This is a genomic window from Pseudomonas sp. B21_DOA (assembly GCA_030544685.1).
Classification (GTDB): Bacteria; Pseudomonadota; Gammaproteobacteria; order Pseudomonadales; family Pseudomonadaceae; genus Aquipseudomonas; species Aquipseudomonas fluorescens_AO.
Window position 1 is genome coordinate 363,691 of the sequence record CP086683.1, and the last position, 24,326, is coordinate 388,016.

General features: G+C 59.3%; 16 protein-coding genes and 5 pseudogenes. 15 read left to right on the plus strand and 6 right to left on the minus strand.

What is annotated here, in order from left to right; all coding sequences use genetic code 11:
• Positions 1 to 109: 109 nt before the first annotated feature.
• The 3 genes from LJU32_01800 to LJU32_01810 are packed head-to-tail and all read right to left on the minus strand — an operon-like array spanning position 110 to position 2,566.
• Positions 110 to 877, minus strand: a complete 768-nt coding sequence (locus LJU32_01800) for a TerB family tellurite resistance protein (protein WKV89234.1) — start codon at positions 875 to 877, stop codon at positions 110 to 112.
• Between the two features lies 1 nt (position 878).
• On the minus strand, positions 879 to 1,550 hold the full coding sequence (locus LJU32_01805) for a nucleotidyltransferase family protein (protein ID WKV89235.1): 672 nt from the start codon (positions 1,548 to 1,550) through the stop codon (positions 879 to 881).
• Entirely contained in the window at positions 1,547 to 2,566 is a 1,020-nt protein-coding gene (locus LJU32_01810) for a phosphotransferase (protein ID WKV89236.1), read from the minus strand. Before LJU32_01810 ends, LJU32_01805 begins: the two co-directional genes overlap by 4 nt.
• 130 nt (positions 2,567 to 2,696) lie before the next feature.
• On the opposite strand from LJU32_01810, the pseudogene LJU32_01815 reads away from it, so the two are divergent.
• The 11 genes and pseudogenes from LJU32_01815 to LJU32_01865 all read left to right on the plus strand — a co-directional run bounded on the left by LJU32_01815 (position 2,697) and on the right by LJU32_01865 (position 16,779).
• A pseudogene (locus LJU32_01815) lies at positions 2,697 to 5,497 on the plus strand (LPS-assembly protein LptD).
• A pseudogene (gene surA / locus LJU32_01820) lies at positions 5,472 to 6,793 on the plus strand (peptidylprolyl isomerase SurA). The pseudogenes LJU32_01815 and surA overlap by 26 nt, the downstream one beginning before the upstream one ends.
• A complete protein-coding gene (gene pdxA / locus LJU32_01825; protein WKV89237.1) occupies positions 6,790 to 7,779 on the plus strand; it encodes a 4-hydroxythreonine-4-phosphate dehydrogenase PdxA in 990 nt (329 codons plus the stop codon). The pseudogene surA and the gene pdxA overlap by 4 nt, the downstream one beginning before the upstream one ends.
• Positions 7,776 to 8,594, plus strand: coding sequence for a 16S rRNA (adenine(1518)-N(6)/adenine(1519)-N(6))-dimethyltransferase RsmA (gene rsmA / locus LJU32_01830; GenBank protein WKV89238.1), 819 nt, complete (start codon positions 7,776 to 7,778; stop codon positions 8,592 to 8,594). Before pdxA ends, rsmA begins: the two co-directional genes overlap by 4 nt.
• Before the next feature lie 113 nt (positions 8,595 to 8,707).
• Positions 8,708 to 9,088: a Co2+/Mg2+ efflux protein ApaG gene (gene apaG, locus LJU32_01835; GenBank protein WKV89239.1), complete on the plus strand. Its 381-nt coding sequence runs from the start codon at positions 8,708 to 8,710 to the stop codon at positions 9,086 to 9,088.
• On the plus strand, positions 9,088 to 9,969 hold the full coding sequence (locus LJU32_01840; GenBank protein WKV89240.1) for a symmetrical bis(5'-nucleosyl)-tetraphosphatase: 882 nt from the start codon (positions 9,088 to 9,090) through the stop codon (positions 9,967 to 9,969). The genes apaG and LJU32_01840 overlap by 1 nt, the downstream gene beginning before the upstream one ends.
• Positions 9,970 to 10,002: 33 nt before the next feature.
• A pseudogene (glpE, locus tag LJU32_01845) lies at positions 10,003 to 10,331 on the plus strand (thiosulfate sulfurtransferase GlpE).
• A gap of 291 nt (positions 10,332 to 10,622) precedes the next feature.
• Positions 10,623 to 12,545, plus strand: a complete 1,923-nt coding sequence (locus LJU32_01850) for a PrkA family serine protein kinase (GenBank protein ID WKV89241.1) — start codon at positions 10,623 to 10,625, stop codon at positions 12,543 to 12,545.
• Between the two features lie 119 nt (positions 12,546 to 12,664).
• Positions 12,665 to 13,936, plus strand: coding sequence for a YeaH/YhbH family protein (locus tag LJU32_01855; GenBank protein ID WKV89242.1), 1,272 nt, complete (start codon positions 12,665 to 12,667; stop codon positions 13,934 to 13,936).
• Positions 13,933 to 15,495: a SpoVR family protein gene (locus LJU32_01860; protein WKV89243.1), complete on the plus strand. Its 1,563-nt coding sequence runs from the start codon at positions 13,933 to 13,935 to the stop codon at positions 15,493 to 15,495. The genes LJU32_01855 and LJU32_01860 overlap by 4 nt, the downstream gene beginning before the upstream one ends.
• 62 nt (positions 15,496 to 15,557) lie before the next feature.
• Positions 15,558 to 16,779 (plus strand): annotated as a pseudogene (locus LJU32_01865) (multifunctional CCA addition/repair protein).
• Positions 16,780 to 16,867: 88 nt separating this feature from the next.
• Here LJU32_01865 and folK read toward each other — a convergent pair.
• Both folK and folB read right to left on the minus strand, forming a co-directional pair.
• Positions 16,868 to 17,383, minus strand: a complete 516-nt coding sequence (gene folK, locus LJU32_01870; GenBank protein ID WKV89244.1) for a 2-amino-4-hydroxy-6-hydroxymethyldihydropteridine diphosphokinase — start codon at positions 17,381 to 17,383, stop codon at positions 16,868 to 16,870.
• A complete protein-coding gene (gene folB / locus LJU32_01875; GenBank protein ID WKV89245.1) occupies positions 17,374 to 17,730 on the minus strand; it encodes a dihydroneopterin aldolase in 357 nt (118 codons plus the stop codon). Before folB ends, folK begins: the two co-directional genes overlap by 10 nt.
• Positions 17,731 to 17,804: 74 nt before the next feature.
• Here folB and plsY point away from each other — a divergent pair, with 74 nt between their 5' ends.
• Entirely contained in the window at positions 17,805 to 18,374 is a 570-nt protein-coding gene (gene plsY, locus LJU32_01880; GenBank protein WKV89246.1) for a glycerol-3-phosphate 1-O-acyltransferase PlsY, read from the plus strand.
• Between the two features lie 23 nt (positions 18,375 to 18,397).
• Here plsY and tsaD read toward each other — a convergent pair whose 3' ends face one another.
• Entirely contained in the window at positions 18,398 to 19,423 is a 1,026-nt protein-coding gene (tsaD, locus tag LJU32_01885; GenBank protein WKV89247.1) for a tRNA (adenosine(37)-N6)-threonylcarbamoyltransferase complex transferase subunit TsaD, read from the minus strand.
• A gap of 199 nt (positions 19,424 to 19,622) precedes the next feature.
• Between tsaD and rpsU the strand changes: the two genes are divergently transcribed.
• The 3 genes and pseudogenes from rpsU to rpoD all read left to right on the plus strand — a co-directional run bounded on the left by rpsU (position 19,623) and on the right by rpoD (position 24,203).
• Entirely contained in the window at positions 19,623 to 19,838 is a 216-nt protein-coding gene (rpsU, locus tag LJU32_01890) for a 30S ribosomal protein S21 (GenBank protein WKV89248.1), read from the plus strand.
• Between the two features lie 486 nt (positions 19,839 to 20,324).
• Positions 20,325 to 22,288 (plus strand): annotated as a pseudogene (gene dnaG, locus LJU32_01895) (DNA primase).
• Positions 22,289 to 22,355: 67 nt separating this feature from the next.
• Positions 22,356 to 24,203, plus strand: coding sequence for an RNA polymerase sigma factor RpoD (rpoD, locus tag LJU32_01900; protein WKV89249.1), 1,848 nt, complete (start codon positions 22,356 to 22,358; stop codon positions 24,201 to 24,203).
• The last annotated feature ends 123 nt before the right edge of the window (positions 24,204 to 24,326 follow it).

Below are 24,326 nucleotides of genomic sequence, written 5' to 3' on the forward strand. Positions count from 1 at the left end.
CGAGCAAGCTCGCTCCCACATCTAACCGTGTTTTATCTGAAGGACCCGGGTCGAATGTGGGAGCGAGCTTGCTCGCGAAGGGCCATTGCAGGCGTCACATCTTCAATGCCTAGCGAAAATCCCGCCGCTCCCGAATCAACGTATAGGCGCTATGCAATTCCCGCGTCCGCTCGGTCGCCTCACGCACCTGTGCCGGCGTCGCGCCGCTGCCGGCGATCTTGTCCGGGTGATGGCGACTGAGCAATCGCCGGTAGGCGCGCTTGATCTGTGCCGGCTCGCTGCTCGCCGACACCCCAAGCAATTTCATCGCCTCCTGATAGCTCACCGCCGCACTGACGATCGGCCGCTTGCCCGGCTCATAATCGCTGGCCAGCGCTTGCACCTGCTGCGGCGTCCAGCCCAGCCATTTGCCCCACTGCGCCAGTAACTCACGTTCGCTGACACCAGCGCGACCATCGGCCCAGACCATGCGCCAGCAGGCACGCAAAACGCCTTCGGCCGCATGGGGCTGAGTACTTAACCGGCGCAGATAGCCGCGCAGATTATCGCTGCCGGACTTGCCGCGATTGAACGCCGCGATGGCCCGTCGAGTCGCCGGCTCGCTCATCTCCAGCGCACGCATTTCATTGCGGGCCTGCTGGATATGCCCGTCAGTGACGCGCCCGTCACTCTTGGCCAGACGCCCGAGCAACACGAACAGCAGTTCATCGTTGCGCAGCATCGGCCGGCCGCCGAGCTTTTCACGTAAGTGTCCCCAGCTCTGCAAATGCAAGCGCCGATCCAGCGCCTGCCCCAACAACGCCCCAAGCATGGCCCCCGGAATGCTGGCAATCGCATACCCCACTCCGGCCCCAATCAGAGTCCCTGGCCACAGCATCTCAGCGACTCGCTTCTATCAAGGCTTCGGCTTCGGCCAGGCGCTCGTGGGTACCGACATCCACCCAATGCCCCTTCAGGCGCTCGCCCGTTACTTCACCGTTGGCCATGGCGTTGCGTAGCAGCGGCGCAAGTTTGAAAGCGCCATCGCTGCAACCGTCGAACAACTGCGGATGCAGCACGGCGATACCGCTGTAGGTCAGGGTCGCTGCATCAGGCTCGCCGTCCTGAACTTGGCCGTCGATCAGGGTGAAATCGCCGTTCGGGTGATGCGCCGGATTGTCCGCCAGCACCAGATGCGCCAGGCCATTGATCGGCTGGTGCAGCACACTGAAGTCGTAATCGGTCCAGATGTCACCGTTGACCACCAGAAACGCATCGTCACCGAGCAACGGCAGCGCGCGGAAAATCCCGCCACCGGTTTCCAGCGGCTCGCCCTCCGGCGAGTACTGGATGCTCAGGCCGAAACGCGAACCGTTACCCAGATGATCCTCGATCTGCTGACCGAGCCAGGCGTGGTTGATGACGATTTCGTTGAAACCTGCGGCCGCGAGGGCACGCAGGTGATACTCGATCAGCGGCACGCCAGCGGCACGCACCAGCGGTTTCGGCGTGGTCAGGGTCAGCGGGCGCATGCGCTCGCCTTTGCCTGCGGCCAGAATCATTGCCTTCATGCCGTCGCTCCAGCACGCAAGCTGCTGAACAGCGCTTGCAGCTCCGCCAGTTCAGGGCGGCGCGCGATCACTGCTTCTATATAAGCGAAGAAGCGCGGCACGTCCGCCAGATAACGCGGCTTGCCGTCGCGATGACAGATGCGCGCGAAGATGCCGATGACTTTCAGGTGACGCTGCACGCCCATCAGGTCGCTGGCCCGCAGAAAGTCTTCGAAGTCGGGCTGCACTGGGATGTCCAGCGCCGAGGCTTGCTGCCAATAACTTTCCAGCCAGCCGCGCACGCGTTCTTCAGGCCAACTGAGGAAGGCGTCCTTGAACAGGCAAGTCACGTCGTAGGTCACCGGGCCGTATACCGCGTCCTGGAAATCCAGCACGCCGGGATTGGGCTCGCTGAGCATCAGGTTGCGCGGCATGTAGTCGCGGTGCACCAGCACTTTCGGCTGCGCGAGCGCGCTGTCGATCAGCAGCTCACTGATGTGCTGCCATTGTTGCTGCTGAGCCGCATCGAATTCAATGCCCAGCTCATGCTTGACGTACCACTCGGGGAACAATTCCAGCTCGCGACGCAACAAGGCGACGTCGTAACTGGGTAACGGCGCAACCATCGGCAACTGTTGAAAAGCCAACAGCGCTTGCAGGGCATCGTGGAATAACGCGTCGGCATTTTCGCCATCGATCACGTCGAGATAGGTCTTGTTGCCCAGGTCATTGAGCAAAAGAAAACCGCGCTCGAGGTCTTCGGCATAAATTTTCGGCACATTTATTCCGGATTTCGCCAGCAAAAAGGCGATATCCACGAACGGTTTGCAGTTTTCCTGGGGCGGCGGCGCGTCCATCACGACGAAGCTGCGACCATCGCCCTCCCAGCGGAAGTAGCGGCGGAAACTCGCGTCGCTGCTGGCCGCAGTCAACGTGGCCGGGGGCACGGTGCCCCAGCCCTGTTCGGCAAACAGCTTTGCCAACTGCTCATCGAGCCAAACTTTCAGGTGTTGCAAGCGTACATCTTGGTCAGGCATTGCAAGGGTCTCCGACGGCGCTAGCCGTCAAGCGGGTCATGCTTTATTATCCAGCATCTTTTTCAGACCATCGAGAGGCGTGCGGCCCACACCGCGGGCAGATGGCACGCAGGAAGCCCGGACTAATAAGATGGCATTGAAATCCCCCGCGTTTCGTAAAAATTTCCGTTGTTGGTAACCGGCAGTCTGCTGGCTATGCAACCTCTGGCCAGTCAATTCGTTGTTGCCGCCGAGCAGTATGACTGCTCCGTCTCGGCTACGGGTGGCTGGGACTGTGCGCCCAAGTCGCCCGCCGCGGCATTGCCGCCGCGTCCGGTGCATGACGGCAGTGCCGTCAGCTCTGCTGGCGAGGCCCCGGCCGACAACGGTTCCGGCGCAGAGACCGGTGCAAAAACCGCACTGGTCACTGAGTCCAAGGGCCGCGGCCTGAAATCCCGTAGCGAAGACTACAGTCACCTCGACTGGGTTCCGCGCGAGAAGCTCACCGCCGCCCAATTGGCCGAGACTGGTCCTTACTGCTCTGGTTCCTATATCGAACCGATTCGTCCTGGCATGAATGACAAGACGAATAAAAGTGACGCGCCGACCTTCATTGGTGCCAAAGCGTCGCGTTACGAGCAAGACACCCAGGTCGCCAGCCTCGCCGGTGACGTGATCATGCGTCAGGGCAGCATGCAGGTCGAAGCTGACGAGGCTAATCTGTATCAGGCCGAGAGCCGTGGCGAACTGGCCGGCAACGTGCGCATCCGCGACAACGGCGCACTGATCGTCGGCGACCACGCCGATGTGCAGCTCGACACCGGTGAAGCCAAGGTCGACAACGCCGAATACGTGATGCACAAATCGCGTATCCGCGGTAATGCGCTGTATGCCAAGCGTGCCGAAAACGCGATCATCCGCTTGAAGGACGGCACGTACACCACGTGCGAACCTAACAGCAACGCGTGGCAGCTCAAGGGCAACAACATCACCTTGAACCCGGCGACCGGTTTCGGTACCGCAACCAACGTGACGTTGCGCGTCAAAGACATCCCGATTCTGTACACCCCGTACATCTACTTCCCGATCGACGACCGTCGCCAGTCAGGCTTCCTGCCGCCGACCATCGGCTCGGGCAGCGACACCGGCTTCATGCTGGTCACGCCGTACTACTTCAACCTGGCGCCGAACTACGACGCCACGTTGTACCCGCGCTACATGAGCAAGCGCGGCATGCTGGTGGAAGGCGAATTCCGTTACCTGACCAAGTCGAGTGAAGGTCAGTTCGGGGCCTCGTACCTCAACGACGAGAACGACGATCGCAAACGCCAGTCCGACTACAACGAGACTCGCTACATGTACAACTGGCAGCACAAGGGCGGTCTCGACTCCCGCGTGCTGACCCAGGTTGACTACACCAAGATCAGCGATCCGTATTACTTCCAGGACCTGCAAACTGACCAGATCGGCGTCAAGAGTGACGATTTCGTCAACCAGCAGGGCTCGGTCACTTATCGTGGCGACAGCTACACCGCACGCCTCAACGCGCAGCAATACCAACTGGCTACTGTCTCGAACATCACACCGTATGGCCGTCTGCCGCAGATCACCTTCAATGGTCAGCTGCCGTATCATCCAGAAGGCCTCGATTTCGATTATCAGACCGAGCTGGTGCGTTTCGACCGCGATCTGAGAAGCGGCACCTTTGTGCAGGAAGACGGTATTACCACCGAGCCGCGTCTGGACAACAACATCACCGGCCTGGCTCGTGCCAATGGCGATCGCTTGAATCTGAAGCCGGGCGTCAGCCTGCCGATGAGCTGGACATATGGTTTCCTGAAGCCATCGCTGAAATATCAGTACACCCAATATCAGCTTGATCTGGATAACACCGGTAAAGCGCAGATCGATGCGCTGTCGCCAGCAAACCAGAAGCTCTACGGCAAGTTTGACAGCAACCAGAATCGTGGCGTACCGATCGCCAGCATTGATAGTGGCCTCTACTTCGACCGAAATACTTCGTACTTCGGCAAGAACTATCGCCAGACTCTGGAACCACGCCTGTTCTACCTGTACGTCCCTGAGGTCGATCAGGAGGATATTCCGGTGTTCGATACCAGCGAAACGACGTTCAGCTACTCCTCGCTGTTCCGTGACAACCGCTTTACCGGTGCCGACCGTGTCGGTGACGAGAACAAGCTGTCACTGGGTGTGACCAGCCGCTGGATCGAAGACAACGGTTTCGAGCGTCAGAAAATCAGCGTAGGCCAGGCTTATTACTTCAAGAATCGCGAAGTGCAGTTGCCTGGCATCGATGCGAAAACCCGTGAAGATTCCAAATCCAGTGTCTCGCCATACGCGCTTGAATACGAATACCGCTGGAACCGCGACTGGCGCGCCACAGCCGACTACAACTGGGACCCGGACAGCCGCAGCCCGCGCTCCGGCAGTGCGATGTTCCACTACCAGCCAGCCGACAACCCGAACAAGGTCATCAATGCCGGCTATCGCTATCGCAACGATCAGATTCGTTATGACCAGAACACCGGTCAGTGGTCGGTGGGCGGTGGTGACTACGGCGTTCCCGGGCAGCCTGGCTACGTGAAGGACTACTACAAGATCCAGCAGCATGACTTCTCGGTCATCTGGCCGATCGTTCCGCAGTGGAATGCCATCAGCCGCTGGCAGTACGACTACAACCGTAATCGCACGCTGGAAGCTTTCGGTGGTTTCGAATACGACAACTGCTGCTGGAAACTGCGCCTGATCAACCGTTACTGGGTTTCCTATGACGAGTTCAGCCAGGAAGCTCCGCAAAACGAAAAAGGCGACCATGGCGTCTTCCTCCAAATTGTTCTGAAGGGACTCGGCGGCCTGACTGGCGCCAAGGTAGAGAGCTTCCTCGACAAAGGCATTCAAGGTTATCGTGAACGTGAAGACCAAGCTTTCTGATTGTCTGCGCCCGGTGCTGCTGGGCGCGTTGTTCCTGGTACGGCGGCCAACGCCGCCGTACAGTCCATCGATAAAGTGGTGGCGATCGTCGACAACGACGTGGTCATGCAGAGCCAACTGGACCAGCGCGTTCACGAAGTTCAGCAGACCATCGCCAAGCGCGGTGGCGGTCTGCCGCCTCCGGGCGTGCTCGATCAGCAAGTGCTCGAGCGTTTGATCGTAGAAAACCTGCAACTGCAGATCGGCGAACGTTCGGGCATCCGCATTACTGACGAAGAGCTGAACCAGGCTGTCGGCACCATTGCTCAGCGCAACAACATGACTGTTGATCAGTTTCGTGCTGCGCTCGCTCGCGATGGCCTGAACTATGATGACGCCCGTGATCAGATCAAGCGCGAGATGATCATCAGCCGTGTGCGTCAGCGTCGTGTGGCCGAACGTATTCAGGTTTCCGAGCAGGAAGTGAAAAACTTCCTCGCCTCCGACCTTGGCAAAATGCAGCTGTCCGAAGAACTGCACCTGGCCAACATCCTGATCCCGACTCCGGAAAGCGCCAACTCTGATGCCATTCAGAGCGCCGCGCGTCAGGCCATGGAGGTTTACCAGCAGCTCAAGCAAGGCGCCGACTTCGGTCAGATGGCTGTTGCCAAGTCCGGCAGCGACAATGCGCTGGAAGGCGGCGACATGGGCTGGCGTAAAGCCGCGCAACTGCCACCGCCTTTCGATCGTGAACTGAGCAGCATGGCCGTCGGCGACATCACCCAACCTGCACGTACACCGGGCGGTTTCATCATTCTGAAGCTACTGGGCAAACGTGGCGGCGAAGCGCAGATGCGCGACGAGGTTCATGTGCGCCACATCCTGGTCAAGCCGAGCCCGATCCGCGACGAGGCCAAGACCAAGGCACTGGTGCAATCGTTGTACGACCGCATCACTGCCGGCGAAGACTTCGCCGAGCTGGCGAAGAACTACTCGGAAGACCCGGGTTCCGCGCTCAATGGTGGCGACCTGAACTGGATCGACCCGAACGTACTCGTGCCGGAATTCCGCGAGGTGATGGCCAAGACCCCACAAGGTCAGCTGTCCAAGCCATTCCAGACGCAATACGGCTGGCACGTGCTGGAAGTCCTTGGCCGTCGCGCCACCGACAGCACCGAACAGGCCCGTGAGCAGCAAGCCATGACCGTACTGCGCAACCGCAAATACGACGAAGAGCTGCAAACCTGGCTGCGGCAGATCCGTGACGAAGCGTACGTAGAAATAAAACTCCCTGGTGCAGACCAGGCAGCGCAGTGAAACCCAAGCGTTTCGCGCTGACACCCGGCGAACCAGCCGGCATCGGTCCCGACCTGTGCCTGCTGCTCGCCTCGCAAGCCCAGCCACATCCCCTGATTGCCATTACCAGCCGCGACCTGCTCCTTGAGCGGGCCGCGCAACTGGGGCTGGTCGTCAATCTGCTGGATGTCGCGCCAGGGCAGTGGCCAGATGTTCCAGCGCCGACCAACAGCCTGTACGTCTGGGACACTCCGCTCAGCGCACCGGTAGTCGCAGGGGAACTGGACAAGGCCAACGCGGCGTTCGTCCTCGAAACCTTGACCCGTGCCGGCAATGGCTGCCTGAACGGCGACTTCGCCGGGATGATCACCGCGCCGGTGCACAAAGGCGTGATCAACGAGTCGGGCATCGCGTTTTCCGGACACACCGAGTTCCTCGCTGATCTGACGCACACCGCGCAAGTAGTGATGATGCTTGCCACTCGCGGTTTGCGCGTGGCGCTGGTCACCACGCATCTGCCTCTGCGGGAGATTGCCGACGCGATCACCCCGCAACGGCTAGAGCGAGTGACGCGAATCCTGCACACCGATCTGCAAGAAAAATTCGGCATTGCCCGGCCACGCATCCTGGTCTGCGGCCTCAACCCGCACGCCGGTGAAGGTGGCCACCTGGGCCATGAAGAAATAGACATTATCGAACCGACATTAGAGCGCCTGCGCGGCGAGGGCATGGACCTTCGTGGCCCGCTGCCTGCCGACACTCTGTTTACCCCCAAATATCTGGAGCACTGCGACGCAGTGCTGGCGATGTATCACGACCAGGGCTTGCCCGTGCTCAAGTACAAGGGCTTCGGCGCTGCCGTCAACGTGACGCTGGGCCTGCCGATCATCCGCACTTCGGTCGACCATGGCACCGCCCTGGATCTGGCCGGCAGCGGCAGGATCGACACCGGCAGCCTGCAAGTCGCCCTGGAAACCGCCTACCAGATGGCCGAGACCCGTTTATGAACGAGCAATACCAACACAAGGCGCGCAAACGCTTTGGTCAGAACTTCCTCCACGATGCCGGCGTTATCGACCGCATTCTGCGCTCCATTCACGCCAAGCCTGACGACCGCCTGCTGGAAATCGGCCCCGGCCAGGGTGCCCTGACCCAAGGTTTGCTTGGCTCTGGCGCGCAACTCGACGTGGTGGAACTGGACAAGGATCTGATTCCGATCCTCAATCAGCAGTTTGCTGGCATGAGCAATTTCAACCTGCATCAGGGCGATGCGCTGAAGTTCGACTTCAATTCGCTGAACGCCGCGCCAAACAGCCTGCGGGTAGTCGGCAACCTGCCCTACAACATCTCCACGCCGCTGATTTTTCACCTGCTGAACAACGCCGGCATCATTCGTGACATGCACTTCATGTTGCAGAAAGAAGTGGTCGAGCGTCTGGCCGCAGGCCCGGGTGGCGGTGATTGGGGTCGTCTGTCGATCATGGTTCAGTATCACTGCCGTGTAGAACATCTGTTCAACGTCGGACCGGGCGCGTTCAATCCGCCGCCGAAAGTAGATTCGGCGATCGTTCGTCTCGTGCCCCACGCGGTACTGCCGCACCCGGCCAAGGATCACAAGCTGCTGGAGCGCGTGGTGCGCGAAGCTTTCAACCAGCGCCGCAAAACCTTGCGCAATACCCTCAAGCAATTGCTCAGCAATGCCGAGATCGAAGCCGCTGGCGTCGATGGCAGCCTGCGTCCCGAGCAACTGGATCTGGCCGCATTCGTGCGTCTGGCCGACCAGCTCGCGATACAGGTCCCGGCAGCTCCCGCCGCCGACTGACCCGCGATGAACGCTATCGGGCAGCACACCACTCTGGTTTACTGCCCGATACTTGCCTAGACTGATTCCCCATCAGCTACGCCCCGCGTTCCGCTTCGTTAAGGCCCTCTTGCATGTCCGATTCCCGTTATCAGGTCGATGTCAGCGTCGTCACTCACTATCTGGCAGACCAATCGCAACCCGAACACGACCGTTTCGCCTTCGCCTACACCATCACCGTGCAGAACAACGGCGAGCTTGCCGCCAAGCTTCTGGCCCGGCACTGGGTAATTACCGATGGTGACGGCCATGTCGAAGAAGTACGCGGTGAAGGCGTCGTTGGCCAGCAACCGTTGATCGATGCAGGCAAGAGCCACACGTATACCAGCGGCACGGTGATGACCACCAAGGTCGGCACCATGCAGGGCACCTATCAGATGCTCGCTGATGACGGTAAACATTTCGATGCAGTCATCAAACCGTTTCGCCTCGCTGTACCCGGAGCCCTGCACTGATGACGACGTACGCCGTCGGCGACTTGCAAGGCTGCCTCGAGCCGCTCAAGTGCCTGCTCAAGCAAGTTGCCTTTGACCCGGCGCTGGATCGGCTATGGCTGGTTGGCGATCTGGTGAACCGTGGCCCGCAGTCGCTGGAAACCCTGCGTTTTCTCCATGAGATGCGCGAGTCGCTGGTCTGTGTCCTCGGCAATCACGATTTGCATCTGCTGGCCGCCGCGAAAAAGATCGAGCGTTTGAAGAAAAGCGACACCTTGCGCGAAATCATCGAGGCGCCCGATGGCCCGCAACTGATGGAATGGCTGCGCCAGCAGAAGCTGATGCATTACGACGAAATCCGTGATGTCGCCATGGTCCACGCCGGCATCCCGCCGCAATGGTCGCTGCGCCGTGCCCTTAAATGCGCCGCCGAAGTCGAGACTGCACTGCGCGACGACAATGTCTTCCCGGCCTACCTTGACGGCATGTACGGCAACGAGCCGGCAAAATGGGACAACGACCTCAAAGGCATCGATCGCCTGCGGGTGATCACCAATTACTTCACGCGCATGCGCTTTTGCACCGCCGAGGGCAAGCTTGACCTCAAGAGCAAGGAAGGCCTCGACAGCGCCCCGCCCGGCTACAAACCGTGGTTTCAGCACAAAGAACGCAAGACCAAAGGCCTGCGCATCATTTTTGGCCACTGGGCAGCGCTCGAAGGCAACATCCACGAGCCGGGCATTTCAGCGCTGGACACCGGATGCGTATGGGGCGGCAGCCTGACACTGATGAACGTCGACAGCGGCGAACGTCTGTCATGCAAATGTGATGAACACGGCGGGCTTGCACACACGGTCGCGCCACTTATCCCCGAATCTTCGCCAGTCGGCGCACCGCGTTAGACTGCACTTTCAGTTGAGCTACAGGAACCCGCCATGAGCGAATTCAAACGAATCCCCCAGAACAGGCGCAGGCCCTGCGTGAACAGGGCGCAGTCGTAGTCGACGTACGCGATCCAGCGACCTTCGCCGCGCTGCATATCAGCGGCTCGAAGCATCTCGACAACCATTCGCTGCACGCTTTCATTCAAGGTGCCGACCTTGATGCACCGACCGTGGTGGTCTGCTACCACGGCAATTCCAGCCAGGGCGCAGCCGCCTATCTGGTCAGCCAGGGCTTCTCCGACGTTTACAGCATGGACGGCGGCTTTGAGCTGTGGCGTACGACTTATCCGTCGGAAACCGCGCAAGGCACCGCCGAATAATTTTTGCGCGGCGCAGGCCCCGGCTGCCGTGGGCCTGCGCGCGGCAGACGAACGGTCTGCCACAACTAATTACGTATCTCGCCTTTACCTCTCGAATTCCCAACTATCCTTAAGCGCAGGCCATCCAAAACAGGGAGAGCCGGTACACCGGCGCGCGGGTCATCGGGAGTAGCTTTCGCGGTTTGTCGACCGTGGAAGAATTCTGGGGTAAACAGCAGCTGCCACAGCGACTGCTGCCAGCATCGACTGAGTGATCCGGCGTCGGCTCCACGTATCGAGCGAGGTGACGTCATGAGTATCTTTAGCCACTTCCAACAACGCTTCGAGTCCACACGCCAGGAAGAACTCTCGCTGCAAGAGTACCTGGAGCTGTGCAAGAAAGACCGGAGCGCCTACGTTTCCGCCGCCGAGCGTCTATTGATGGCTATCGGCGAACCGGAACTGCTCGACACTTCGACCAACTCGAGGCTGTCGCGCATTTTTTCCAATAAGGTGATCCGCCGCTATCCGGCCTTTGAAGACTTCCACGGGATGGAAGAATGCATCGACCAGATCGTCTCCTATTTCCGCCACGCGGCCCAGGGCCTGGAAGAGAAGAAACAGATCCTCTACCTGCTCGGCCCCGTCGGTGGCGGTAAATCGTCCCTGGCCGAGAAGCTGAAACAATTGATGGAGAAGGTGCCCTTCTACGCCATCAAGGGCTCACCGGTTTTCGAATCGCCCCTGGGTTTGTTCAACGCCACCGAAGATGGCGCAATCCTCGAGGAAGATTTCGGCATTCCACGGCGCTACCTGAACACCATCATGTCGCCCTGGGCGACCAAGCGCCTGGCCGAATTCGGCGGCGACATCAGCCAGTTCCGCGTGGTCAAGCTGTACCCGTCGATCCTCAATCAGATCGCCGTGGCAAAGACCGAACCCGGTGATGAGAACAACCAGGACATCTCGGCGCTGGTCGGCAAGGTCGATATCCGCAAGCTTGAAGAATTCCCGCAGAACGACGCCGACGCCTACAGCTACTCCGGTGCGCTGTGCCGGGCCAACCAGGGCCTGATGGAATTCGTCGAAATGTTCAAGGCACCGATCAAGGTGCTGCACCCTTTGCTGACCGCTACGCAGGAAGGTAACTACAACAGTACCGAAGGCCTCGGCGCGATTCCGTTCACTGGCATCCTGCTGGCTCACTCCAACGAATCGGAGTGGCATACCTTCCGCAACAACAAGAACAACGAGGCGTTCATCGACCGGATCTACATCGTCAAAGTGCCGTACTGCCTGCGCGTCAGCGATGAAGTGAAGATCTACGACAAACTCCTGTTCAACAGTTCCTTGTCCAAGGCGCACTGCGCACCGGACACCTTGAAAATGCTTGCGCAATTCACCGTGCTGTCACGCCTCAAGGAGCCGGAAAACTCCAACATCTACTCGAAGATGCGCGTCTACGACGGTGAAAACCTCAAGGACACCGATCCGAAGGCCAAGTCGATTCAGGAGTATCGCGATTCGGCCGGTGTCGACGAAGGCATGAACGGTCTGTCGACCCGCTTCGCCTTCAAGATCCTCTCCAAGGTGTTCAACTTCGATCCGCATGAAATCGCCGCCAACCCAGTGCACCTGCTCTATGTGCTGGAGCAGCAGATCGAACAGGAACAGTTCCAGGCCGAAACCCGCGAGCGTTATCTGCGCTATCTGAAGGAATACCTGGCACCGCGCTACATCGAGTTCATCGGCAAGGAAATCCAGACTGCTTATCTGGAATCCTACAGCGAATACGGTCAGAACATCTTCGACCGCTACGTGCTGTACGCGGATTTCTGGATCCAGGACCAGGAGTATCGCGATCCGGAAACCGGCGAGATCCTCAACCGCGTGGCGCTGAACGAAGAACTGGAAAAAATCGAAAAACCGGCCGGCATTAGCAATCCGAAGGATTTCCGTAACGAAATCGTCAACTTCGTCCTGCGCGCCCGGGCCAACAACAACGGCAAGAACCCGACCTGGCTCAGCTACGAAAAACTGCGGGTGGTCATCGAGAAGAAAATGTTCTCCAACACCGAAGACCTCCTGCCCGTCATCAGTTTCAACGCCAAGGCCAGCAAGGAGGATCAGCAGAAACACAACGACTTCGTTACGCGAATGGTTGAACGTGGCTACACCGATAAACAGGTACGCCTGCTGTCCGAATGGTACCTGCGGGTCCGCAAGTCGCAGTGAGGCAGCTGCAAGCTATAAGCCACAAGCTGCAAGAAAGAGCGCGCGGAGGCTGAATCCTGGCCCAATCGCTTCAACTTGCAGCTTGCAGCTCAAAACTTGAAGCTCCCCGGAGGGGCCTTATGAGCTATGTGATCGACCGACGCCTCAATGGCAAGAACAAGAGCACGGTGAACCGTCAGCGTTTTCTGCGACGCTACCGTGACCACATCAAGAAGGCTGTCGAAGAGGCAGTCAGCCGGCGCTCCATCACCGATATGGAGCACGGTGAACAGATCAGCATTCCCGGTCGCGACATCGACGAACCGGTGCTTCATCACGGACGCGGCGGCAAACAGACCGTCGTGCATCCCGGTAACAAAGAGTTCACGGCCGGTGAACATATCGCTCGTCCACCGGGAGGCGGCGGTGGACGCGGTCCGGGCAAGGCGGGGAATTCCGGCGAAGGCATGGACGAGTTCGTCTTCCAGATCACGCAGGAAGAGTTTCTCGAATTCATGTTCGAAGACCTGGAACTGCCGAACCTGGTCAAACGCAACCTGACCGGCACCGACACATTCAAAACCGTACGCGCCGGGATCAGCAACGAGGGCAATCCGTCGCGGATCAACATCATCCGCACCCTGCGCTCAGCGCATGCGCGTCGTATTGCCCTGTCTGGCAGCAGCCGCGCGAAATTGCGCGAAGCCAAGGAAGAGCTGGCACGGCTCAAGCGCGAAGAACCGGACAACTTCGGCGATATCCAGGAACTCGAGGCTGAAATTGAAAAACTCAGCGCACGCATCCATCGCGTGCCGTTCCTAGATACCTTCGACTTGAAATACAACCTGCTGGTCAAGCAACCCAATCCCAGTTCCAAAGCAGTGATGTTTTGCCTGATGGACGTTTCCGGTTCGATGACGCAGGCGACCAAGGACATCGCCAAGCGCTTCTTCATCCTGCTGTACCTTTTCCTCAAGCGTAACTACGACAAGATCGACGTGGTGTTCATCCGTCACCACACCAGCGCCCGGGAAGTGGACGAAGAGGAGTTTTTCTATTCTCGTGAGACCGGCGGCACCATTGTTTCCAGCGCCCTGAAGCTGATGCAGGAAATCATGGCCGAGCGCTATCCGACCAACGAGTGGAACATCTACGCCGCTCAGGCCTCCGACGGCGACAACTGGAACGACGATTCGCCGATCTGCCGCGACATCCTGATCAACCAGATCATGCCGTTTGTGCAGTACTACACTTATGTGGAGATCACCCCGCGCGAACACCAGGCCCTGTGGTACGAATACGAACGCATCGCCGAAGCCTTCTCTGACACGTTTGCCCAGCAGCAACTGGTCTCGGCCGGAGATATCTATCCGGTCTTCCGTGAACTCTTCCAGCGCAGGTTAGTGACATGACCGCCAAAGAGCAGAAACGCCAACCCATTTCCACCGGCTCCGAATGGACATTCGAGCTGATCCAGACCTACGACCGTGAAATCGCCCGGATCGCGGCCCGTTATGCACTGGACACCTATCCCAACCAGATCGAAGTGATCACCGCCGAGCAGATGATGGACGCCTATGCCTCGGTGGGCATGCCGCTGGGCTATCACCACTGGTCCTACGGCAAACACTTCCTCAGCACAGAGAAATCCTACAGTCGCGGGCAGATGGGCCTGGCCTACGAGATCGTGATCAACTCCGACCCGTGCATCGCCTATCTGATGGAAGAAAACACCATCTGCATGCAGGCGCTGGTGGTGGCCCATGCCTGCTATGGCCACAACAGCTTCTTCAAGGGCAACTACCTGTTCCGCACCTGGACCGATGCCAGTTCGATCATTGATTACCTGGTGTTCGCCAAGCAGTACATCATGCAGTGCGAGGAACGCCACGGCATCGACGCCGTGGAAGATCTCCTCGATTCCTGCCATGCCTTGATGAATTACGGCGTCGACCGCTACAAGCGTCCGTATCCGATCTCCGCCGAAGAAGAGCGCCGGCGGCAAAAGGACCGTGAAGAGCACATGCAGAAGCAGATCAATGATCTGTGGCGCACCATTCCCAAAGGCGCGGACAAATACAGCGACAAGGACAACGCCCGCTTCCCGGCCGAACCGCAGGAAAACATCCTCTATTTCATCGAGAAACACGCGCCACTGCTGGAACCCTGGCAACGCGAAATCGTGCGCATCGTGCGCAAGATCGCCCAGTATTTCTATCCGCAGCGCCAGACCCAAGTCATGAACGAAGGCTGGGCAACGTTCTGGCATTACACGCTGATGAATGATCTGTATGACGAAGGCCTGGTCACCGACGGCTTCATGATGGAATTCCTCACCTCGCACACCAGCGTGGTGTTCCAACCGGGTTTCGACAGTCCGTACTACAGCGGCATCAACCCCTATGCGTTGGGTTTCGCCATGTACCGCGACATTCGGCGCATGTGCGAAGAGCCTACCGAAGAGGATCGCCGCTGGTTCCCGGACATCGCCGGTTCCGACTGGCTGTCGACCATCAAGTTCGCCATGAGCAGTTTCAAGGACGAGAGCTTCATCCTGCAGTACCTGTCGCCGAAGGTGATTCGCGATCTGAAACTGTTCAGCATCCTCGATGACGACCAGAAGGACGACCTGCTGGTGCCAGCCATTCATGACGAGGGCGGCTACCGAATCATCCGCGAAACCCTGGCTGCGCAGTACAACCTCGGCAATCGTGAGCCGAACGTGCAGATCTACAGCATTGACCGGCGCGGCGATCGCTCGCTGACCCTGCGTCATCAGCAGCACGACCGCAAACCGTTGGGCGACTCCACCGAGGAAGTGCTCAAGCATCTGCATAGGCTGTGGGGCTTCGACATTCATCTGGAAACCCTGCAGGGCGACCAGATCATGAAAACCCATCACGTGCCGCCACGCAGTGAGCACAACGAGGGCGATTACGGCCGGCTCGATCTGGCCGTGATTCATCTTTGATCCGGTTCCGGCCTCCGAAAGTCTGACGCAAGGGTTATCCTGTCGGACTGACGGAGGTTTTTATGCAGGTTTACAAGGTTGGCGGCGCGGTACGTGATCGCCTGTTAGGGTTGCCGGTCACCGATGTCGACCGGGTCGTGGTGGGCTCTACCACGGAGGAAATGCTCGCCCAGGGGTTTCGCCCGGTCGGCGCAGATTTTCCCGTGTTTCTGCACCCGAAAACCGGCGAGGAGTATGCCCTTGCCCGCACCGAGCGCAAGAGCGGTCGCGGTTACGGTGGCTTCACCTTCTATGCAAGTCCGGAAGTCACGCTGGAAGAAGACCTGATTCGCCGCGACCTGACGATCAATGCCATGGCCGAGGACGATCAACTCAACCTGACCGATCCGTATCATGGTCAACGCGACCTCGAAGCACGAATCCTTCGCCATGTTTCCCGGCGTTCGCCGAAGATCCGCTGCGTGTGCTGCGCGTTGCCCGTTTCGCCGCGCGCTATGCCGGGCTGGGCTTCACGGTCGCCGATGAAACCATGGACCTGATGCGGCAGCTCAGTGAGTCCGGCGAACTGCAAGCGCTGACTGCCGAGCGCAGCTGGAAGGAAATTTCCGCGCCTTGATGGAAGATCACCCACAGGTGTTCATCCAGGTATTGCGCGACTGTGGCGCGCTGAAAGTACTGATGCCGGAAGTCGACGCCTTGTTCGGCGTGCCGCAGCCGGAAACTCATCACCCGGAAATCGACACGGGCCTGCACACTTTGAGCGTGCTGGAGCAATCGGCCCTGCACAAGCAGCCGCTGACGGTGCGCTGGGCCTGCCTGCTGCACGACTTGGGCAAAGGTCTGACGCCGGAAGATGAATGGCCCCGGCATATCGCCCATGAGCACACGGGGCTGAAGCTGATCAAAGCGGTCAACGAGCGCTTCAAGGTCCCCAAGGACTGTCAGGAACTGGCGCTGCTGGTCGGGCAGTATCACACCCATGGGCACCGGGCGCTGGAGCTGAAAGCCTCGACGCTGCTGGAGTTATTGCAGAGCTTCGATATATATCGCCGGCCGCAGCGCTTCGAAGAGTTTATCGTCGCGTGCGAGATGGACGCCCGTGGCCGCAAGGGCCTGGAGCAGCGCAGTTATCCACAGGCGGATTATTTGCGCGGAGCGGCGCAAGCTGCGCGAGCGGTGGCGGTGCAGCCTTTGCTGGAGCAGGGGTTCAAGGGGCCGGAATTGGGCGAAGCGCTGAAGCGTGAGCGGCTCAAAGCGTTGAAGACCTACAAAGACAACGCCTGAAGCAAGATCAAAGATCGCAGCCTTCGGCAGTTCCTACAGGGAAACGCAAATTCCTCTGTGGGAGCTGCCGAAGGCTGCGATCTTTGCTTTAAAGATTCGACGGAGTCAATTGCTGCCCATTCCATTCGAACGCAACCGGCGCCAACACCTGATCAATCTGCGCCTCGGCCCACAACGTCGCAAAGCTCTTTCCCACCCCTGGGTGAACCCGCTGCGGCGCAATCAGCGAAAGCGGCCAAAGTACAAAGGCATTTTTCAGGATTTCCACACGCGGCAGAATCAATCCATCAAAGTTACCCACCAGATCGCCATACAGCAGCACGTCGATATCCAGCGGCAGACCCTTGCGATCCGGGGCATAACGACCGTTGTCCGCCTCGATGAATTTCAAGCGGCGATCGAGCTCCATCAACGGCAGATCGGTGTAGGCCGAGACCACGAAATTGAAGAACGGCCCGCTCTTGATCCCCACCGGCTGGCTCTCGAACACTGCCGAACAACGGATATCCACCAGAAACTTGGCCAGCGCATCGAGACCGGCGCGCAAATGGGTTTCGCGCTCGATATTGCTACCGAGCCCGAGGTAGACCTGAGTCAGCGACATCCGCGCTCGATCTCCACACCTACACCACCCTTGGCCGCCGGCACCGCGCCCGGCTTGGTCAGTTTCAGCCGCACCCAGGTGATCTTGAATTCGGCCATGAGCACTTCAACCAGACGCTCGGCAAAGGTCTCGACCAGTTGGAACTGCGCCTGCTCGGCAAACGCCTGGATGCGCGTGGAAACACTGGCATAATCGAGCGCCAGGGTCAGATCGTCACCGGCGGCGGCCGGGCGATTGTCCCAGGCGAAGCTCAGATCAAGACGCAGGCATTGACGGATGCCGCGCTCCCAGTCGTAGGCACCGATCACGGTGTCGACTTCCAGGCCCTCGATAAACACTCTGTCCAAGCACTTCTCTCCGCTGCACGACAAGGGCGCGATGCGCCGTTAGAATCAGGGCGTCCTCGCCCGGAATAGTTAGCATGTTTTGGTTACTGGCGATTCTCGCCTACCTGCTCGGCTCGCTGTCCTTCGCCATTTTGCTCAGCCGCCTGACCGGAAACCCGGATCCTCGAATGAGTGGCTCGGGTAATGCCGGCGCCACCAACATGCTGCGCCTGGTCGGTCGCAAACTGGCGATCCTGACCCTGCTCGGTGATCTGTGCAAAGGCCTGCTGCCGGTGCTGATCGCCTCCAGCGCAGGCCTTTCGCTGCAGGATCAGGCCTGGATCGGCGTATGCGCCGTGATCGGTCACCTGTTCCCTTTGTACTTCCGCTTTCGCGGCGGCAAAGGCGTTGCCACTGCCGCCGGCATGCTGCTCGGCCTGTATCCACCCGCCGCGCTGCTGGCGGTGTGCGCCTGGCTGCTGACGTTCTACCTGACCCGCACCAGCTCGCTGGCGGCGCTGATTGCCACGCCACTGACCCTGCCATTGCTGGCCTGGCAAGAGCCGGAAGCCTTGCTGCCAATGAGCGCGCTGACCTTGCTGATTGTCTGGCGTCATCGCGGCAATCTACGCGACCTGTTTGCCGGGCGCGAACGGCATTTTTGAATGCCGTTCGTGAGCGTCGCTCATCACAGTGCCGACAACTGCTCCATCGGCCAGCGTGCCTGCACGGTGATTGCCAGACTTTCCTGCTGACCGGCCTTCAGGCGCTGGCAACCGGCAAACGCGATCATCGCGCCATTGTCGGTGCAGAACTCCGGGCGCGCGTAGAACACATCGCCCTTCATATCGCCGAGCATCTTTTCCAGCGAAACGCGCAACGCCTTGTTGGCGCTGACGCCGCCGGCAATCACCAGCCGCTTCATGCCCGCCTGTTTCAGGGCGCGCTTGCACTTGATGGTCAAAGTCTCCACCACAGCCTGCTGGAACGCCAGCGCGATGTCGCAACGGGCTTGCTCGCCGTCGTCCCCGGCGTTGACGCATTGCTGCCAGGTGTTGAGGGCGAAGGTTTTCAGGCCGCTGAAGCTGAAGTCCAGCCCCGGACGGTCACACATCGGACGCGGAAAGGTGAAACGTCCTACGACGCCTTTCTCGGCCAGCTTGGCGATTTCCGGTCCGCCAGGGTAATTGAGGCCCATCATCTTCGCGGTTTTGTCGAAAGCTTCGCCGGCCGCATCGTCGAGCGTCTCGCCGAGCAGGCTGTATTGGCCAATGCCGTCGACCTGAACCAACTGGGTATGACCGCCAGAGACCAACAAAGCGACGAACGGGAATTCAGGTGGTTTTGGCTCCAGCATCGGAGCCAGCAAGTGGCCTTCCATGTGGTGCACACCGAGGGCCGGAATGCCCCAGGCAAACGCCAGCGCCTGTGCGCAGGAAGCACCGACCAGCAACGCGCCAACCAGGCCAGGACCTGCGGTGTAGGCGATTGCATCGATCTCGGTCGGCACGCAGTCGGCCTCGGTCAACACCTGACGGATCAAGGGCAGCATGCGTTTGACGTGGTCACGCGAAGCCAGCTCCGGCACCACACCGCCGTAGACGCGGTGCAGGTCGATCTGACTGAACAGCGCGTCGGCCAACAGGCCGCGTTCGCTGTCATACAATGCGACGCCGGTTTCGTCGCAAGAGGTTTCTAATCCCAGTACTAGCATGGGTTTGCGCCTTGTTTAGGCTGAATTCGAAGGCGCGCATAATAGTCGCCACGTGATGCCCCGACCAGCGGTTTTCGATCAGAGGCTTTGCATTCCGAGCGATGAGGGGTTAACATCCGCAACCCTTAAAAACCGACGTCTTCAAGTGCTCTTTTGCCGCGAGGATGTTGACCCCGGTAATGAATGAAGGTAGCTCTGGATGCCAGCCGTCAAAGTAAAAGAGAACGAACCCTTCGACGTAGCTCTGCGTCGTTTCAAGCGCTCCTGCGAAAAAGCCGGTGTACTGGCTGAAGTTCGTAGCCGCGAATTTTACGAGAAGCCAACTTCTGAGCGTAAGCGCAAAGCAGCAGCCGCTGTTAAGCGTCACGCCAAGAAAGTTCAGCGCGAACAGCGCCGCGCCGTTCGTCTGTACTAATACACAGACGTTCGTAGCAAGCTTCTTGCCTAAGCCCGGCCCTCAGCCGGGCTAATGGCATTTGCGTAAAACGCTTGATGCTTCACCGTCGACGCCGCCGATGCGACCGAGACAAATCTGCTTCACCGCGTCAGGCCTGGCTCTTTTGCCAGCGGTGCACGTCTTTTCTGACGAGCCTTTCAAGGCTACTGACGAGCACACCCACTGATTCCTCTTACGACGATCAGCCCAAGGCACCTGCATGCGTGCCCGCTTTATTGAGCTATCCGAGGCCGACAACCGGCCGTCAGCGGATTCAGCGCAACACTTTCACATAGTCGAAGACTGATAGGTACTAACGTCAGTGGATTTTCGGCAGATACACTTCCCGACAGCGATCACGCAGACGACACCGGTCGAGCCGCACTTTTTGTGCGTTTCCAGCAATGGCCCGCGTCCGACAGCCTGTCGCAACGGACCTATTGCAGCGCAGACGACGAGAACGCCATGGCCGGGCTGATTCCCCAGAGCTTCATTGACGACCTGCTGAACCGCACCGACATCGTCGACGTGGTCAGCTCGCGCGTGCAATTGAAGAAGGCCGGCAAGAACTACACCGCCTGTTGCCCGTTCCACAAAGAGAAAACCCCGTCGTTCAGTGTCAGCCCCGACAAACAGTTCTATTACTGCTTCGGCTGCGGCGCTGGCGGCAACGCCCTCGGCTTTCTCATGGATCACGACAACCTGGACTTCCCCAGGCCGTCGAAGATCTGGCCAAAGCCGCCGGCATGGAAATCCCTCGCGAAGAAAGCGGTCGCGAGCGCAAGCCGCGTCAGCCGACCGATTCGCCGCTGTACCCGCTGCTCACTGCCGCCGCCGACTTCTACCGGCAGGCACTCAAGAGTCATCCGTCGCGCAAGGCTGCAGTGGATTACCTCAAGGGCCGCGGCCTGACCGGCGAGATCGCTCGCGATTTCGGCCTCGGCTTTGCACCGCCGGGCTGGGACAACCTGCTCAAGCATCTGAGCAGCGACACCCTGCAACAAAAAGCCATGATCGAAGCCGGCCTGCTGATCGAGAACGCCGAAACCGGCAAACGCTATGATCGCTTTCGTGATCGCGTGATGTTCCCGATCCGCGACACCCGTGGACGGATCATCGCCTTCGGCGGTCGCGTACTGGGCGACGACAAGCCCAAGTACCTGAACTCACCGGAAACCCCGGTATTCCATAAAGGCCAGGAACTCTACGGCCTTTATGAAGCGCGCAAGAACAATCGCAACCTCGACGAGATCATCGTCGTCGAAGGCTACATGGACGTCATTGCCCTAGCGCAGCAAGGCTTGCGCAATGCCGTTGCCACGCTGGGCACCGCGACCAGCGAAGAGCATCTGAAGCGTCTGTTTCGCGTCGTCCCGAACGTATTGTTCTGCTTCGATGGCGACCAGGCGGGCCGCAACGCCGCGTGGCGCGCACTGGAAGCGACCCTGCCGTGTCTGCAAGACGGTCGTCGCGCGCGGTTCCTGTTTTTGCCCGAAGGCGAAGACCCGGACACCCTGGTTCGCGCCGAAGGCACCGACGCTTTCAAAGCGCGCATCAATCAGCACGCGCAGCCGCTGGCCGATTATTTTTTCCAGCAACTGACCGAAGAAGCCGACCCGCGTTCACTTGAGGGCAAGGCGCACATGGCCACCCTCGCCGCGCCATTGATCGATAAGGTTCCAGGCGCGAACCTGCGCATCCTCATGCGTCAGCGCCTGACCGAGATTACCGGCCTGAGCAGCGAGACCGTCAGCCAATTGGTTCAGAGTGCGCCGCAGGAAGCACCGCCCGCCTACGATCCGGGCTTCGATTACGACGCCATGCCGGACTACAGCGACTACCATCAGCCGCAGGCACAGGACATGTACGCGCCGCAGCAGGAATGGACGCCGAAGAAACCCGGCGCCGGCGGCAAGAAGTGGGACAAGAAACCATGGGACAAGAACGGCAAGCGTGGTGGCGATCGCGAACAGCAGCGCCCGCGCACGCCGATTGGCGTCGAATCGCCGACCCTGACGGCCCTTAGAACATTGCTCCATCATCCGCAACTGGCCAAGCGCGTCGAAGACGCCGGGCACATTGCCGATGAAAATCAGACCAACGCCCAGTTGCTTGTGGCACTGCTCGAAGCCGTACAGAAGAATCCCAAGCTAAACTCATTTCAGTTGATCGCACGGTGGCACGGTACTGAACAGGGTCGTTTGCTCAAGGCACTGGCAGAAAAGGAATGGCTGATTGACGGAGATAACCTTGAACAACAGTTTTTCGACACCATTACTAGCTTGTCCGCCCGCCAACGCGAGCGAAATCTCGAACAGTTACTCAGGAAAGCGCGGCAAAGCGAACTGAGCGTCGAAGAGAAAAATCAACTGCGCGACCTTTTAAGTCGCAATGTTTCCGCATCAAACCCGACCTCAACTGGCGCGTGAGGTCATAGCTCAGGTATAATCCTCGGCTTGTTTTTTGCCCGCCAAGACCTTCAGTGGATAGGGTGTTATGTCCGGAAAAGCGCAACAGCAGTCTCGTATTATTGAGTTGATCAAACTGGGTCGTGAGCAGAAGTATCTGACTTACGCCGAGGTCAACGACCACCTGCCCGAGGATATTTCAGATCCGGAGCAGGTGGAAGACATCATCCGCATGATTAACGACATGGGGATCCCCGTACACGAGAGTGCTCCGGATGCGGACGCCCTTATGTTGGCCGACGCCGATACCGACGAGGCCGCTGCGGAAGAAGCAGCCGCTGCGTTGGCGGCGGTGGAGACCGATATCGGTCGCACCACTGACCCGGTGCGCATGTACATGCGTGAAATGGGTACGGTCGAGCTTCTGACCCGTGAAGGCGAAATCGAAATCGCCAAGCGGATCGAAGAAGGCATTCGTGAAGTGATGAGCGCAATCGCGCACTTCCCTGGCACGGTTGACCACATTCTCTCCGAGTACACCCGCGTCACCACCGAAGGTGGTCGCCTGTCCGACGTCCTGAGCGGTTATATCGACCCGGACGACGGCATCGCGCCGCCTGCGGCAGAAGTGCCGCCGCCGGTCGACCCGAAAGCCGTCAAGGCCGACGACGATACCGACGACGATGAAGCCGAATCTTCCGATGACGAAGAAGAAGCCGAAAGCGGTCCGGACCCGGTTATCGCTGCGCAGCGCTTCGGCGCCGTGGCCGACCAGATGGAAATCACCCGCAAGGCCCTGAAAAAGCACGGTCGCCATAACAAGGCAGCGGTTGCCGAGTTGCTGGCCCTGGCCGAGCTGTTCATGCCGATCAAACTGGTTCCGAAGCAATTCGAAGCCCTGGTCGAGCGTGTGCGCAGTGCCCTGGATCGTCTGCGTCAGCAAGAACGCGCGATCATGCAGCTGTGTGTACGTGATGCACGTATGCCGCGCGCCGATTTCCTGCGTCAGTTCCCGGGCAACGAAGTCGACGAAAGCTGGTCCGACGCCCTGGCAAAAGGCAAGAGCAAGTATGCCGAGGCCATCGGTCGCGTGCAGCCGGACATCATCCGTTGCCAGCAGAAGCTGATCGCACTGGAAACCGAGACCGGCCTGACCATCGCCGAAATCAAGGACATCAACCGTCGCATGTCGATCGGTGAGGCCAAGGCCCGCCGCGCGAAGAAAGAGATGGTTGAAGCCAACCTGCGTCTGGTGATCTCGATCGCCAAGAAGTACACCAACCGCGGTCTGCAATTCCTCGATCTGATCCAGGAAGGCAACATCGGTCTGATGAAGGCGGTGGACAAGTTCGAATACCGTCGTGGTTACAAGTTCTCGACTTATGCCACCTGGTGGATCCGTCAGGCGATCACTCGCTCGATCGCCGACCAGGCCCGCACTATCCGTATTCCGGTGCACATGATCGAGACGATCAACAAGCTCAACCGTATTTCCCGGCAGATGCTGCAGGAAATGGGTCGCGAACCGACCCCGGAAGAGCTCGGCGAACGCATGGAAATGCCTGAGGACAAGATCCGCAAGGTACTGAAGATCGCCAAAGAGCCGATCTCCATGGAAACCCCGATCGGTGATGACGAAGACTCCCATCTGGGCGATTTCATCGAAGACTCGACCATGCAGTCGCCAATCGATGTCGCCACGGTGGAAAGTCTGAAGGAAGCGACTCGCGAAGTGCTGTCCGGCCTCACTGCCCGTGAAGCCAAGGTATTGCGCATGCGTTTCGGTATCGACATGAACACCGACCATACGCTCGAAGAAGTGGGCAAACAGTTTGACGTAACGCGTGAGCGGATCCGTCAGATCGAAGCCAAGGCGCTGCGCAAGCTGCGCCACCCGACGCGAAGCGAGCATCTGCGCTCCTTCCTCGACGAGTGATACCAGAACCCCGGCCCAGGCCGGGGGTTTTGTTTTATGGCAGATTAAATTCCCCGCTCCGCCCTCCCCGCCGCATACCGCGTCTACACTCGAAACAATCACCCCCAGCCCTAACGAGAGCGT

Excerpts from the sequence above, each read along its gene's own strand:
- LJU32_01855 (WKV89242.1), top strand. The coding sequence starts at position 12,665 with ATGAGCTATGTGATCGACCGACGCCTCAATGGCAAGAACAAGAGCACG.
- rsmA (WKV89238.1), top strand. The coding sequence starts at position 7,776 with ATGAACGAGCAATACCAACACAAGGCGCGCAAACGCTTTGGTCAGAAC.
- folK (WKV89244.1), bottom strand. The coding sequence starts at position 17,383 with ATGTCGCTGACTCAGGTCTACCTCGGGCTCGGTAGCAATATCGAGCGC.
- apaG (WKV89239.1), top strand. The coding sequence starts at position 8,708 with ATGTCCGATTCCCGTTATCAGGTCGATGTCAGCGTCGTCACTCACTAT.
- LJU32_01800 (WKV89234.1), bottom strand. The coding sequence starts at position 877 with ATGCTGTGGCCAGGGACTCTGATTGGGGCCGGAGTGGGGTATGCGATT.
- LJU32_01860 (WKV89243.1), top strand. The coding sequence starts at position 13,933 with ATGACCGCCAAAGAGCAGAAACGCCAACCCATTTCCACCGGCTCCGAA.
- LJU32_01840 (WKV89240.1), top strand. The coding sequence starts at position 9,088 with ATGACGACGTACGCCGTCGGCGACTTGCAAGGCTGCCTCGAGCCGCTC.
- rpsU (WKV89248.1), top strand. The coding sequence starts at position 19,623 with ATGCCAGCCGTCAAAGTAAAAGAGAACGAACCCTTCGACGTAGCTCTG.
- rpoD (WKV89249.1), top strand. The coding sequence starts at position 22,356 with ATGTCCGGAAAAGCGCAACAGCAGTCTCGTATTATTGAGTTGATCAAA.
- LJU32_01850 (WKV89241.1), top strand. The coding sequence starts at position 10,623 with ATGAGTATCTTTAGCCACTTCCAACAACGCTTCGAGTCCACACGCCAG.
- tsaD (WKV89247.1), bottom strand. The coding sequence starts at position 19,423 with ATGCTAGTACTGGGATTAGAAACCTCTTGCGACGAAACCGGCGTCGCA.
- LJU32_01810 (WKV89236.1), bottom strand. The coding sequence starts at position 2,566 with ATGCCTGACCAAGATGTACGCTTGCAACACCTGAAAGTTTGGCTCGAT.
- plsY (WKV89246.1), top strand. The coding sequence starts at position 17,805 with ATGTTTTGGTTACTGGCGATTCTCGCCTACCTGCTCGGCTCGCTGTCC.
- LJU32_01805 (WKV89235.1), bottom strand. The coding sequence starts at position 1,550 with ATGAAGGCAATGATTCTGGCCGCAGGCAAAGGCGAGCGCATGCGCCCG.